This is a genomic window from Stenotrophomonas sp. TWI1149 (assembly GCF_039673155.1).
Lineage (GTDB): Bacteria > Pseudomonadota > Gammaproteobacteria > Xanthomonadales > Xanthomonadaceae > Stenotrophomonas > Stenotrophomonas maltophilia_AA.
Genome location: NZ_JBDJLB010000006.1, coordinates 1 through 12,562, shown reverse-complemented (window position 1 = coordinate 12,562; position 12,562 = coordinate 1). Strand labels below are relative to the sequence as shown.

Below are 12,562 nucleotides of genomic sequence, written 5' to 3'. Positions count from 1 at the left end.
GCGTGCCCCGGATGCGGCCGCCCGCTTGTGAGGAATACTTGATGCGACATTTCTTTTTCCTACCGCTTGTGGTCGTGCTGGCGTGGCCGGTGGTCGCCCAGGCGGCCGATGATGAGGTCGGCCGCAGCTGGCAGGCCGGTGATCACCATGTCCACAGCGAGTGGAGCGTGGACTGGGATCGCAGCACCCTGCCGCCCACGCCGATCCGAGGCGGCGACTCGTCCTACACCCGCACCCATAACGCCCGGCAGGCGCTCGCCAATGGGCTGACCTGGATGGTGCATACCGATCACGGCGGGCCGGGACATTCCGCGGTCACCCGCGACCATGCGTGGCCGGCGTTGCTGGACGCCCGGCGCGAAGTGCCCGGACTGATCCAGTTCAACGGAATGGAATTCGACGTACCGGCGGGCGAACACGCCTCGCTGATCATCGCCCCAGGCCCGGATGAGCGCGATCAGCTGGTCGCGATCGAACGCGATTACAGCCGCAGCGAGCCGCTGCAGGGAAGCCGCGATGCCGGGCAGACGATGCTCGATGCACTGGCCCACCTGCGGGCGCTGCCGGCACCCCCGTTGATGTTCATCAATCATCCCTCGCGCACCGCCACCGCGATGGGCCGGTGGGGCGATGTCGAGCCCGATGAGCTGCGTGCCTGGCATGGCGCCGCACCGCAGGTGCTGGTTGGCATGGAAGGCGCGCCGGGCCATCAGGCCACCCGTGTCCATCGCGGCCTGTATCGCAATGCGGATGCACCCACGATGGGCGGCTTTGACCAGATGACCGCAACGGTTGGCGGCATCTGGGACACGCTGCTCGCCGAAGGCCACCGCTTCTGGATCACGGCCAGCTCGGATTCGCACGTCAATCAACGCGACGGCGGCAGCGATTTCGATCCCGGTCAGTACAGCAAGACCCATGTCTGGGCGCGGCGTGACGCCGATGACATCCTCGATGGCCTTCGGCACGGGCGGATGTTCGCGGTGACCGGTGATCTGATCGATGCACTGGAGCTGCGTGTGACTGCGAACGACGACGAGGTACGTAGCGCCACGATGGGCGGCACGCTGTCGATGTCGCCTGGCGCCTCCATGCGCGTTGAACTGCGGGTGCGTGCACCGGCCTCAGCCAATCACGCTGGGCGACACCCGGTGCTGGATCACGTCGAGTTGATCGTGGGCGGCCCCGGCAGTGGAAATGGGCCTGTGATGCAAACGCGTGTGTTCGGCGCCAGCGACTGGCAGGTGGACGGCGCATGGCGCTCGGTGTCCTGGGTGTTGCCGGTCCCCGCCCGGGGCGGCTTCGTCCGTGCCCGCGGCAGTAGTACTGCGGAGGTGACGCCGCTGCCCGATGTGCCAGGCGAAGATCCGTGGCAGGACCTGTGGTTCTATTCCAATCCCGTCTTTGTCGAGGCCGTGCGCTGAGTGGGTGTCGATCCGCTGGCGCGGCGTGCGCGGCGTGCGCGGCGTGGGGCCAGCGGGGTAGAGTGATCGCTGACCTCATGGACGCGAAAGGAGAAGCAGATGGCGGTACGAACCTTGATGGCAGCGGATCTCGAAAAGGCGAGCCACATCTGCATGGCGGCCTTCATGGGGTCGGTGGCGCAATCGCTGCCTGACCTTGGGATCGAGACCTTTGCCCGTATCGCTTCGGTGGAGGGGTTCCGCGCGCGCATGGCGCAGGACAATGTGATGCTGGCCTACGCGCAGGAGGATCGGCTCATCGGTATCGCCGAGCTCAAGGAAGGCCGTCACGTGGCCATGCTGTTTGTCGACCCGGCGGCCCAGCAGCAGGGGGTCGGCAAGGCCCTGATGGCGGCCATGATCGAGCAGGCGCGTGCGGAGGTGCTGACCGTGAGCGCATCGCTCTCGTCGGTACCCGCCTATGAGCGCTATGGCTTTGCCTGCGCAGGGGAGGCAGCGGAATCTTCCGGGCTGCGCTACCAGCCGATGGAAATGTGCTTGGCGCCGCGCGCCAAACTTCACGCCGTTCAGCCGACGCGTTCACGAAGGTGAGACAGCCCGCTGGCTACCGTGGAGTCCTGTCATTCAACCCGATTCGGGGAAAGGATCATCATGATCAAGTGGGCCATTATCTTTGCTGTCATCGGCCTGATTGCCGGCGCCCTCGGTTTCGCGGGCATCGGTGGCGCCGCGATCGGCATCGCCAAGTTCCTGTTCTGGGCCGGCATCATCATCGCCGTGGTGCTCTTCGTGCTGGGCATGACGATCGCCAAGAAGGTGACCTGACCCGTCGCGTAAATACGCGGCGGTTCGACACCAAGGCCTGCGCGGTATCGCGCAGGCCTTTTTCGTTGGCGGGGCAGCACGCGCCCCGCAAGGCTCAGTTGAAGTACACCGACACGCCCAGCCCAGCCTGGGTATCCGGGCTGTCGTCGTCCAGCCCCACATCGAAGGACGCATCGAGCTGCACGGTCGGGCTCGCCATCCAGGTGATCCCTGCGCCTGCGATCCTGCTCGAGGGCTCGCCATCCGTATGGGTGAAACCCGCTTCCAGATAGGTACTGACCGTGTCGGTGGCGGCGAAACTCAGGCTGGGCGCCCAGGTGACGCTGTCCTCGCTGCCGCCGCGGGTCACGTTGGCGTAGAGCGCGCCGGTCCAGCGGTCGCTGACCTCGTACTCATAGCTGGCGCCCAGCGCGTACTGCGTCGCGCCCTCGCTGAAGTCGCGTGAGCCGGTGGCAAAGGTGGTGGTGGCCAGCAGGGCCACGGCGTGCCTGTCCGATGGCAGGGGCAGGGCGACTTTGAGGCCGATGCCGAGATCCCCGGCCCCACGGCTGCGCGCAGCCGGCGCATCGCGCGGCGCCACGCGCAGGTGGTTCCAGGGCGAAGTGAAGGCCTGCAGCTCAACGTGGCTGGCCACGCCGATCCGCAGGGCGAGGTCGGCACTGTACTGCGTGCTCAGCACCCCGTCCGCGTCGCGGTCGCGGCTGAAGCTGGGCAGTCCCGCCTCCAGCGCTACGCCACCGCGGGGCAGCGTCGAAGCCGCAAACCCGATGCCCGGGCGATCGAAGGCCAGCTCGGGTGGCGCATCCTCCTGCGCGGATGCGGCAGTGGAAAACACCAGGGACAGCAGCAGCGCTGTACATCGCATGGAAATACTCCCGGCCGGACCATCACGGCATCAAGGAGCAGCCAGCCTGCTCCTTGGCCGGAATGTAGCACGGTGATTTTCGCGCTTCTGTGCAGATCCCGGCGCAGCGTCCTGCGCCGCGGCGCCAACGCGACGGGGTGGCGCTGCAGCGCTCAGTGTGCCGGGCGGGTCATGGCGATGAGAGCATCGCGCATGCGCACGGTCGCTCCGTCGGGTGTCGCGTCACAGCCGAGCACGCAGGCGCGGAGCAGGAACCCATCGGCGGCGTGCCGGGCGGCGGTCAGCTGCGCATCGCGACGGTCCAGCGGATGGTCGCGCAGCACGGCATCGAGCCACGAACGCCGCGCGGTGACCCATTCGCTGTCGACGTGGTGCGGCCGGCACTCGACGCTGATGGTGCGCCCGATGTCGAACAGCTCGGCGATGTAGGCGCGCGAAAACCGGCCGTGGGCCTGGCTGTCGCGCTCCATGCGCTGCTGGATCGCACGGTGGAGATTGGCCACGATCGCATGCGCGGCGAGGTCATCATTGGCTGCTTGCAGCAGCGAGGTATCGGTTGCGTTGTGCATTCGCGCCTCCAGGACACCGGTGGGGGAAAAACGAGGAATCAGCCGCGCGGCAGGACCGGATCACCCTGCCGCAGCAGGGTGTCCAGCAGCGCGACGACGCGCTCGCCCTGGCCCTCGCAGGCCAGTTCGAACGTGGTCTGCCCGTCGAGTGCGGGCAGCGGGGAATGCAGAATCCATTCAAGAACGGCGGCGCGGTCCGGCTCGATCTGCAGGGCCAGATCCGCGACACGACGTACGATTCCCTGACGCATGATCAGAATCCGTAACTGAGGGAGAGGGCGGCGGTATCCATGTGGTCGCCACGGGTCATCGGGCTGTCACGCACGGCATCGGCCAGCGAGGTGCGGCGGATCGAGGCGGTAGCGGTCCAGCGCGGCCCCAGCGGCATCACTGCGGCGATGTCCAGGTAGGGGGACACGCCGCTGCCGGCGGAGTAGTGCGCCAGGCCGCTGCGGGCGGCTTCGCGCTCGCTGACACCGAAGTAGTAGTCGTTCAGATCGGAGCTGGCGTAGTTCAGGCCCACCGCAGGCATGAAGGTCACGCGGCCGGCCGGGACCGGATAGGCATAGCGGGCGTCGGCCGAGAAACCGCCGCCGTGCCCGGTCACTTCTGCCTGCGCATTGGCCTGCAGCACGCCCCATTCGGCCTGGTGCCGCCAGGAGACACCGAGCATGCCGGACAGGCTGCGGTTGTCGAGCTGGCGCAGCTGCGGGTCGTGGCTGTCGCGACGCTTGAAGCGCATCACGTAGGGCGAGGCGGTCAGGGCCAGCTCGGACTGCGCCGTCTGGTGCAGGCGATAGCCTACGCTGCCCCCGCGGAAGAAGAACGACCGGCCTTCCCAGCTCACGATCGGGGCGGCCAGGCGATCGGTGTCATAGCCGGCGTAGGGGGCCTTGAGCGCGACGACGGCAATGCCGACGCTGCTTTTCCTGCCCGTCTCGGGGGCATCGGCTGCCTGGGCGGCCGTAGCGGTGAACGCACTGGCCAGGGCCAGGCCAGTCAGGGTGGGAAGCGGACGCGAAAAACGAAAACGGACGTGCATGGACCTGCCGAAGGGGAACAACCGGAGTGTCATGGTGGGCGCCCTACATTGTCGGAACGTTACGTCCGGCTGCGCGGTACCATCGCCTCCTTCGTACCCGCAGGCACCGCTCCCATGCGCCTTCTTCTCCTGGAGGATGATCCGGAAATGGCCAGCGCGATCCAGGTCAGCCTGGCCCGCCACGGCATGGTGGTCGACGTGGTCGGCACGATGGCGCAGGCCGATGAAGCGCTCAAGGCCGGCGTCCACCAGATCCTGCTGCTGGACCGGCAGCTGCCTGATGGCGATGGCGCCAGCTTCGTCCGGATCGCGCGCGAGCACGTGCCGAACCTGCCGGTGATCATGCTGACCGCGCGCGCGTCGGTGGCCGACCGGGTCACCGGGCTGGACGTCGGCGCGGACGATTACCTGACCAAGCCGTTCGCTGTCGAAGAGCTGCTCGCGCGGATCCGCGCGATCTCGCGGCGGCCCTCGCAGATCACCTTGCCGGTGTTGTCGCTGGGCCGGCTGCAGTTCGATTTCGTCTCGCGCGAGGCGCGCGTGTCCGAGGTGCTGCTGGCCCTGCCGCGACGGCAGCTGCTGGTGCTGGAGGCGCTGGCGCTGCGGCAGGGGCGCACGGTGGGGCGCGCTTCATTGCTGGAGGCCGTGTACGGGTTCGACGACGCGATCCAGTCCAACGCGCTGGACGCGCATGTCTCCAAGCTGCGCAAGGCGCTGCTGGAAGCGGATGCGGGCGTGGAGATCCACGTCATGCGCGGGATCGGTTATCTGCTCAAGGACACGCCGTGAGATTGCTCAAGCCCGATTCCCTGGCGTTCAACCTGGTGTGGAAGGTCTGCCTGATCCAGGCCGCCACGATCGCGCTGGCATTGAGTGCGATGGTGCTGACCTACGGCGATCGCCGCTCGGCCTACATCGACTGGAAAACCAGCGACCAGATCGCCTCGGCGATCACCGTCGGTCCCCAGGGACTGGAAGCGGATCTGCCGAAGGTCGCGGCAGTGGTACCACTGCCGCCGGCGACCTTCTGGTTCGCCGCCGCCGATGAGCATGGCCGACGCCTGGTGCATGGCGATGTTCCCGTGCAGTACCGCCAGTTGGTGGCACGGCTGGATCAGATCGAGCAGACCGACATCCGTACCCGCATCAATGCCGATGCGCTCGCCGTGCGCGTGGTGGTCGCCGATCGGCCGGAAGGGCGACTGCACGTGGCGGTGGGGGGCATTCCCGAGCGCAGCATCGTGCGCCAGCTGCTGTTGATCTTCCGCTATCTGGGTGGCTGGATCGCGCTGCCGGTGCTCGTGATCACCCTGGTGGTGGCACCGTGGGTGATCCATCGCGCGCTGCGCGGGGTCAACCGTGTGGCCGCGCAGGCGGCCGCGATCCAGGTCAACGAGCGCGGCAGCGGCCTGGATACCCGCGCGGTACCGCTGGAAATCTACCCGCTGGTGGACGCCTTCAACGCGGCCGTCCGGCGCATCGGTGAAAGCTACGACGCGCAGGACCGCTTCCTGGCCGGTGCGGCGCATGAACTGCGCATGCCGATCGCGATCCTGGCCACGCGCCTGGCCGACCTGCCGCCGGGCGATGCGCGTTCGCGCCTGCAGCTGGACCTGAGCCGCCTGAGCAACATTGCCGAGCAGCTGCTGGATCTGCAGCGGCTGGACCGGCATGGCAGCCAGTCCCAGCGCATCGACCTGTCCGCGCTGACCCGCGACGTGGCCGCCGATGTGGCGCCGCTGGTGGTGGATGCCGGCTACGGGTTCTCGGTGGATGCCCCCGAGCAGCCGATCTGGGTGCGCGGCGACCCGCATGCGCTGCACCGGGTGATCGCCAGCCTGCTGCAGAACGCCATTGCCCACGGCGGCGGGCGGGGCATGATCGCGGTGGCGCTGCACGACGACGGTTGCCTGTCGGTCAGCGATGAGGGCCCGGGCGTGCCGGAGGCCGAGCGGCTGTCCGTGTTCGAGCCGTTCCATCGCTTGCGGCCCAGTGGCAGCGGCAGCGGCCTTGGCTTGCATCTGGCCCGGGAAATCGTGCTGCGTCATGCCGGGACCATCGCCGTGGATGGCGCGCCGGGTGGCGGTGCGCGGTTCCGGGTCGTGCTGCCGGTGGATCCGCGGCCGCAACCGGGGCTGGCCCCGGCATGACCAATGGCAGGTGATCCGGCCCGGGCATCGTGGGACAACAGGTGCGTCCCCTTTCAGGTGCCGGTTCGATGCGCGTACGTTCGCTGTTCCCTGTGATCGCGGTATCCGCCCTGTCCCTGCTGGGCCTGTCCGGGTGTGCCACCTATGACGATGTCGCCTCGCGCCCGCAGTGCGAGGATTCGCCGCAGGTGAAGGACCTGCCGGCGCAGGTCGCCCGCCGTGAAAGCCGCTGCAATGAGTTGAACATCCGGTTCAACGACGATCGTGGCGGCGACAGCAAGCCGCTCGATTTCGGCGGCAAGAACAAGGACGATTGATCCCGCGTTGGTCAGCGTTTCGCCGGCCCGGCCGGCGGCGCAGCACAGTAGGCGGCAGGATGCAGGGTTCACTCCTCCGTCACCGGGCGTGGGCTGATATGACGCTCGACGATTCTGCCGATGCCGCGTTGTAGTCCGTAACGAGCACCGCGGAACGCGATGATGCGTTGAAGCAGGATGCGTGCGACCCGCCTGTGTGGACATCGCCGGTATCAGGTTTGACGCCAGGTTGTCAGCGCCACTGCCAGGAGGCACGTCATGAAAACACTGTTTTCGATGCGTCACATCGCGCTCGCCGCGGCGCTCACTTGTGTCTCCGCCCAGGCCGATGCCTGTACGCGCGTGGTCTACCTGGGCGACAACCAGGACGTCATCACCGCCCGCTCGATGGACTGGAAGAGCGACGTCGCCACCAACCTGTGGGTGTTGCCGAAAGGCATCGCCCGCGACGGTCAGGCCGGCCCGCGTTCGATCCGCTGGACCTCGCGCTACGGCAGCGTGGTCGCCACCGGCTATGACATCTCCACCACCGATGGCCTCAACGAAGCCGGGCTGTCGGCCAACCTGTTGTGGCTCGCCGAATCCGAATACCCGCAACAGCGCGGCAGCAGGCCAGGGCTGGCGATTTCGTTGTGGGCGCAGTATGTGCTCGACAATTTCGCTACCGTCGCCGAGGCCGTCGCTGCGCTCGAACGCGAACCGTTTTCGATCGTGACCGACAAGGTGCCCGGCGAGTCGCGGCTGGCCACGCTGCACCTGTCGCTGTCCGATGCCAGCGGCGACAGTGCCATCGTGGAATACATCCACGGCAGGCAGGTGATCCACCACGACCGTGCGTACCAGGTCATGACCAACTCGCCGGTGTTCGATCAGCAGCTGGCGCTCAACGCGTACTGGCAGGACATCGGCGGCACCGTCATGTTGCCCGGCACGAACCGCTCGGCCGATCGTTTCGCGCGCGCGAAGTTCTACATCAACGCGATTCCCAAAAGCGAGGATCCGGTGGTGGCGCTGGCTAGTGTCTTCAGCGTGATCCGCAACGTCTCCGTGCCCTATGGGATCACCACGCCGGGTGAACCGAACATCTCTTCCACGCGCTGGCGGACCGTGGCCGACCACAAGCGCAGGCTGTATTTCTTCGAATCGGCGATGACCCCCAACACCTTCTGGGTGGACCTCAACAAGGCGGACTTCTCGCGCGGTGCACCGGTGCTGAAACTCGATCTGGGCCCGGACCAGCGCAATGTATTCGCCGGCGACGCGCTGCCCCGGTTCCAGCCGTCCGAACCGTTCCAGTTCCTCGGCACCGACGGCTGAGCAGAATCAGACTAATCCGATACCGGCAGGCTGCGGCCTGCTCTATCGTTCCTGGCGAGGGAAGGATCCCTCCCGTCGTGAGCTTCCCGCCCTGACATGCCGCAAAGGAACGATCCACATGGTGATCAAACTGCAACACATCGAACGCCGCTGGCACGTCGTGCACCCGGCCAAATCCGCGCCGATCGCCTTCCGCAGCGGCGCCATCGCCTTCGATTTCGCCGATGCGCTGGCGCGCGAGCACTACGCCGAGACCGGTCACAGCAGCGCGGTCCGCGTGCAGGTGCTGGAAACCTACGTGGACGCGGTCCGCTACGGCTGAGCCGGCCAGCGGCGGCTGTGGGCCGGGTGTGACCGCCCACCGGCTGTCCAGTCAGCCTCGCGTCGGGTACCTAAATAGGGGATGAAATCAGCGACTTCTGGCCTATGTCGCCGCGCCGGACGATCACCGATCCTGTGCGCCTCCCCCAACACGTAACGAGGTTTCCATGTCGAACAACAGCCCCTCCCTGGCGGCCAGACGATTGCGCTGGGCCGTGGTGCCGGCACTGATGGCGCTCGCTGGCGCCGCCCAGGCGCAGAACTACGACCGCTATTACGACGACGGCTACAACGGCGGCCCGGTGCGCTGCGAATCCATCAAGAACCGCACCCAGCAGTGCGCGCTGCCCGGTCGTGCACGGCTGGTGCGGCAGATCTCCGGCTCGCCCTGCGTTGAAGGCCAGACCTGGGGCCAGGCGCGCGGCGGCGTGTGGGTGACGCAGGGCTGCCGGGCCGAGTTCATCGCCGAAGGTGGCCGCGGTGGCGGCCGCTGGAATGGCGGCGGTAACGGCTGGGGGCATAACGGCGGCGGCAACAGCGGCCGGGGGCAGATCCTGACCTGCGATTCCAACGACCATCGCCGTCAGCGCTGCGTGGCCAATGTCCGGCGCGAGGCGCGCCTGATCCGCCAGACCTCGCGCAACGCCTGTATCGAAGGCCGCACCTGGGGCTGGGACCGGACGGGCGTCTGGGTGGACGGCGGCTGCCGCGCGCAGTTCCAGATCTACTGAGTACCGGCGTACGGCGCCTGAGCGACCCCATCAGCGCTCCATGCACGCTCAAACAAACGAGGCCGCGTCGAATCGACGCGGCCTCGTTGTTGTTGGGGAAATGCCCACCCCTGGGTGAGGGGGCGCTTCAGCCCGTTGCGCTGAGCGGCTGGCCGCTCTTGACCAGCATCGGCCAGCGCTTGAGAACGGCCTGGCGGATGCCGGCGGCATCGATGCCGGCCTCGGCCAGCAGGTCTTCGCGGCTGGCATGGTGCTGGAAGCTGTCCGGCAGCCCCAGGTGCAGGAACGGCCTGAGCACGTCTTCGGCGTTGAGCAGTTCGGCCACACCGGAGCCGGCACCGCCGGCGACCACGTTGTCCTCGATGGTCACGAAGCCTTCGTGGCGCTGCGCCAGTTCCAGCAGCAGGGCGCGGTCCAACGGCTTGATGAAGCGCATGTTGACCACGGTCAGGCCCAGCTCGCGACCCACCTGTTCGGCGGCGCTCACGGTGCTGCCAAAGGCGAGCAGGGCGATGCGGCTGCCCTGCAGGCGCAGGTCGGCCTTGCCGATCTCCAGCGTGGACAGGTCAGTGCCGGCGGCGATACCGGTGCCACTGCCGCGCGGATAGCGCACGGCGGCCGGGCCGGCGTAGCGCAGGCCGGTGGTCAGCATCTGGCGGCACTCGGCCTCATCGGACGGCGCCATTACCACCATGTGCGGCACGCAGCGCAGGAAACTCAGGTCCAGGTTGCCGGCATGGGTCGCGCCGTCCGGGCCGACCACGCCGGCGCGGTCGATCGCGAACAGCACATCCAGCTCCTGCACGGCCACGTCGTGGACCAGCTGGTCGTACGCGCGCTGCAGGAAGGTCGAGTAGATCGCCACCACCGGCTTCGCGCCCTGGGTGGCCATGCCCGCGGCCAGGGTCACCGCGTGCTGCTCGGCGATGGCCACGTCGAAATAGCGCTCCGGGAATTCCTTGCTGAAGCGCACCAGGCCCGAGCCCTCGCGCATCGCCGGGGTGATCCCCATCAGCTTCGGCTCGGCGGCCGCGGCATCGCACAGCCAGTCGCTGAAGACATCGGTGTAGGTCGGCTTCTTGGCCCCGCCTTTGGAGACCAGGCCCTTGTCCGGATCGAACGGGCCCACGGCGTGATAACCGATCTGGTCGCCTTCGGCGCGCTCGTAACCCTTGCCCTTGGTGGTCATCACGTGCAGCAGCTTCAGGCCCTTCAGGCTCTTGAGCGTCTTCAGCGTGGCGACCAGCGCCGGCACGTCATGGCCGTCGATTGGACCGGTGTAATGGAAGCCCATTTCCTCGAAGAACGTGGAGGGCACGAACATGCCTTTCCAGTGCTCTTCCCAGCGCTTGACGAAGCGCGCGGTCGGGTTGTGCTTCTTGTCGCCGAGGATCTTCTTGCCGCCTTCGCGCAGCGCATTGAGCGTGCGGCTGCCGGTGGCGCGGCCGAGCATCTTGGTCAGCCCGCCGACTGCCTCGGAGATCGACATGTTGTTGTCGTTGAGGATCACCAGCAGGTTCGGTTCGCTGTCCATGCCACCGGCGTGGTTGAGCGCTTCATACGCCATGCCGGCGGTCATCGCGCCGTCACCGATCACGGCCACGACCTTGCGGTCATCGCCTTCGGCCTGGCGCGCGATCGCCATGCCCAGCGCGGCCGAGATGGACGTGGAGGAATGGCCGACGCCGAAGGTGTCGTACTCGCTTTCCTCGCGCTTCGGGAACGGCGCGACGCCGTCCTTCTGCTTGACCGTGTGGATCTCGTCGCGGCGGCCGGTCAGGATCTTGTGTGGGTAGGTCTGATGGCCGACATCCCAGACGAGCTGATCGACCGGTGTCTGATACAGGTAGTGCAGGGCAACGGTCAGTTCGATCACGCCCAGGCCGGCGCCGAAATGGCCGCCGCTCTTGCCCACCGATTCAATCAGGTAGGCACGCAGTTCATCCGCGATCGCGGGCAGTTCGGATTCATCGAACCTGCGCAGGTCATCCGGTGACTGGATGCGCGCAAGGCGGGGATAGCGGGCGGAGTCGATCATGTTTATCGCGCTTCTTCTGAGCGCCTATTTTCCCCCCCAAATGGGGGTGGGGCAAGCAAACCGCCTTTTCAGTGAGTAAACGGTGACGGTGGCTGCGACAGAACGTCGCAGCGCGCTCAGGCGGAGAGCTTGGAACGCTTGGGAAGCTGCGCCTTCAGGAACGCCATCTGATCGGCCAGGATGTTGCGGTTGGACAGGATCATGTGTTCGATCCAGCTCGGCCGGTAGGGCACCGCGAGCAAGGGCATGCTGGCCTGCTGCGGGGTCCGGTTGCTCTTGCGCGAATTGCAGTGGAAGCACGCGCTGACCACGTTCTCCCACACGTCCAGGCCGCCCTTGGAGATCGGCATGACGTGGTCGCGGGTAAGCTGGGGGCGATTGAACTGCTGCCCGCAGTACAGGCACAGGTGCGAATCGCGCGCGAACAGCGCGGGATTGGACAGGTTCGGGGTGGGATCGATCGCGCGGGAGCGGGCGTGGCCGCGGGCGGCGATGATCGGGTGCAGGTCCAGGCCGCTCTGCAGGCCGGTGGTGCGGCAGATGCCGCCATGGATGTGCAGGCAGGGGTCGCCGAGGGTCCAGGCCACCGCGCCGCGCGCGTAGAGGCAGGAAGCGTCCTGCCAATTGATCCAGTCGAGCACGCGCCCGTGGGCGTCCAGGGCCAATAACCGTACCGAACCGGGCCGATGCAGCGTAACGATCGGCGACACCTCGGCGACCGGGGCGGACGAGGCTCCGGTATCGATCAGACCCAAGCGTGTAGTGTCTGTCTCCATCGGGAAAACAGCTTATACCCGAATCGTTACGAATTGGGTATAGGGGCTTGCGCCCCTACCCGATTCGTAACGATTCGGACAGGCATTCCACCTAAGCCCCGCGCCTGTCGGCGCGCCCCCTTGAACATCCAGGGGGCTTTTCTCCAGAAGGTGTATCGGGGTGGCGACCAACGGTCGGCACCAACCC

The 12,562-nt window shown here is 67.2% G+C and carries 15 protein-coding genes; 9 read left to right on the top strand and 6 right to left on the bottom strand.

Translation table 11 applies throughout. The features are described 5' to 3' along the window. Window positions 1-41 precede the first annotated feature (41 nt). The 3 genes from ABE424_RS08310 to ABE424_RS08300 all read left to right on the top strand — a co-directional run bounded on the left by ABE424_RS08310 (window position 42) and on the right by ABE424_RS08300 (window position 2,249). Window positions 42-1,424 carry a hypothetical protein gene (locus ABE424_RS08310; RefSeq protein ID WP_346491935.1) on the top strand — a complete coding sequence of 461 codons (1,383 nt, stop codon included), beginning with the start codon at window positions 42-44 and terminating at the stop codon, window positions 1,422-1,424. 99 nt (window positions 1,425-1,523) lie between these two features. Continuing rightward, complete coding sequence (locus ABE424_RS08305) at window positions 1,524-2,015, top strand: GNAT family N-acetyltransferase (protein ID WP_346491936.1); 492 nt, start codon at window positions 1,524-1,526, stop codon at window positions 2,013-2,015. A gap of 60 nt (window positions 2,016-2,075) precedes the next feature. Next, window positions 2,076-2,249 carry a DUF1328 family protein gene (locus ABE424_RS08300; protein ID WP_019182774.1) on the top strand — a complete coding sequence of 58 codons (174 nt, stop codon included), beginning with the start codon at window positions 2,076-2,078 and terminating at the stop codon, window positions 2,247-2,249. Window positions 2,250-2,343: 94 nt separating this feature from the next. Here the strand turns inward: ABE424_RS08300 and ABE424_RS08295 are convergent, their stop codons facing one another. The 4 genes from ABE424_RS08295 to ABE424_RS08280 form a co-directional block, all read right to left on the bottom strand. Beyond that, complete coding sequence (locus tag ABE424_RS08295) at window positions 2,344-3,114, bottom strand: transporter (RefSeq protein ID WP_346491937.1); 771 nt, start codon at window positions 3,112-3,114, stop codon at window positions 2,344-2,346. Window positions 3,115-3,266: 152 nt separating this feature from the next. Further along, window positions 3,267-3,683 (bottom strand): hypothetical protein, encoded by a 417-nt coding sequence (locus tag ABE424_RS08290; RefSeq protein ID WP_346489732.1) that lies wholly within the window; start codon window positions 3,681-3,683, stop codon window positions 3,267-3,269. A 38-nt stretch (window positions 3,684-3,721) separates the two neighbouring features. Continuing rightward, window positions 3,722-3,934: a hypothetical protein gene (locus tag ABE424_RS08285; RefSeq protein WP_121038335.1), complete on the bottom strand. Its 213-nt coding sequence runs from the start codon at window positions 3,932-3,934 to the stop codon at window positions 3,722-3,724. 2 nt (window positions 3,935-3,936) lie between these two features. Continuing rightward, a complete protein-coding gene (locus ABE424_RS08280) occupies window positions 3,937-4,725 on the bottom strand; it encodes a MipA/OmpV family protein (protein WP_346491938.1) in 789 nt (262 codons plus the stop codon). A 114-nt stretch (window positions 4,726-4,839) separates the two neighbouring features. Here ABE424_RS08280 and ABE424_RS08275 point away from each other — a divergent pair, with 114 nt between their 5' ends. The 6 genes from ABE424_RS08275 to ABE424_RS08250 all read left to right on the top strand — a co-directional run bounded on the left by ABE424_RS08275 (window position 4,840) and on the right by ABE424_RS08250 (window position 9,561). After that, a complete protein-coding gene (locus ABE424_RS08275) occupies window positions 4,840-5,514 on the top strand; it encodes a response regulator transcription factor (protein ID WP_179458421.1) in 675 nt (224 codons plus the stop codon). Beyond that, a complete protein-coding gene (locus tag ABE424_RS08270; RefSeq protein ID WP_346491939.1) occupies window positions 5,511-6,875 on the top strand; it encodes a HAMP domain-containing sensor histidine kinase in 1,365 nt (454 codons plus the stop codon). Before ABE424_RS08275 ends, ABE424_RS08270 begins: the two co-directional genes overlap by 4 nt. 68 nt (window positions 6,876-6,943) lie before the next feature. After that, entirely contained in the window at window positions 6,944-7,192 is a 249-nt protein-coding gene (locus ABE424_RS08265; protein WP_346491940.1) for a hypothetical protein, read from the top strand. A gap of 276 nt (window positions 7,193-7,468) precedes the next feature. Further along, the gene (locus tag ABE424_RS08260; protein ID WP_346491945.1) at window positions 7,469-8,509 is read left to right on the top strand and encodes a linear amide C-N hydrolase; all 1,041 of its coding nucleotides are present in this window, start codon (window positions 7,469-7,471) and stop codon (window positions 8,507-8,509) included. A gap of 118 nt (window positions 8,510-8,627) precedes the next feature. Next, window positions 8,628-8,831, top strand: coding sequence for a hypothetical protein (locus ABE424_RS08255; RefSeq protein ID WP_176989368.1), 204 nt, complete (start codon window positions 8,628-8,630; stop codon window positions 8,829-8,831). Window positions 8,832-8,997: 166 nt separating this feature from the next. Continuing rightward, on the top strand, window positions 8,998-9,561 hold the full coding sequence (locus ABE424_RS08250) for a DUF3011 domain-containing protein (protein ID WP_346491941.1): 564 nt from the start codon (window positions 8,998-9,000) through the stop codon (window positions 9,559-9,561). 127 nt (window positions 9,562-9,688) lie between these two features. Here the strand turns inward: ABE424_RS08250 and dxs are convergent, their stop codons facing one another. Beyond that, window positions 9,689-11,599, bottom strand: a complete 1,911-nt coding sequence (gene dxs / locus ABE424_RS08245) for a 1-deoxy-D-xylulose-5-phosphate synthase (protein ID WP_176989370.1) — start codon at window positions 11,597-11,599, stop codon at window positions 9,689-9,691. Between the two features lie 116 nt (window positions 11,600-11,715). Further along, window positions 11,716-12,375 (bottom strand): HNH endonuclease, encoded by a 660-nt coding sequence (locus ABE424_RS08240; protein ID WP_176989371.1) that lies wholly within the window; start codon window positions 12,373-12,375, stop codon window positions 11,716-11,718. Window positions 12,376-12,562: the final 187 nt, after the last annotated feature.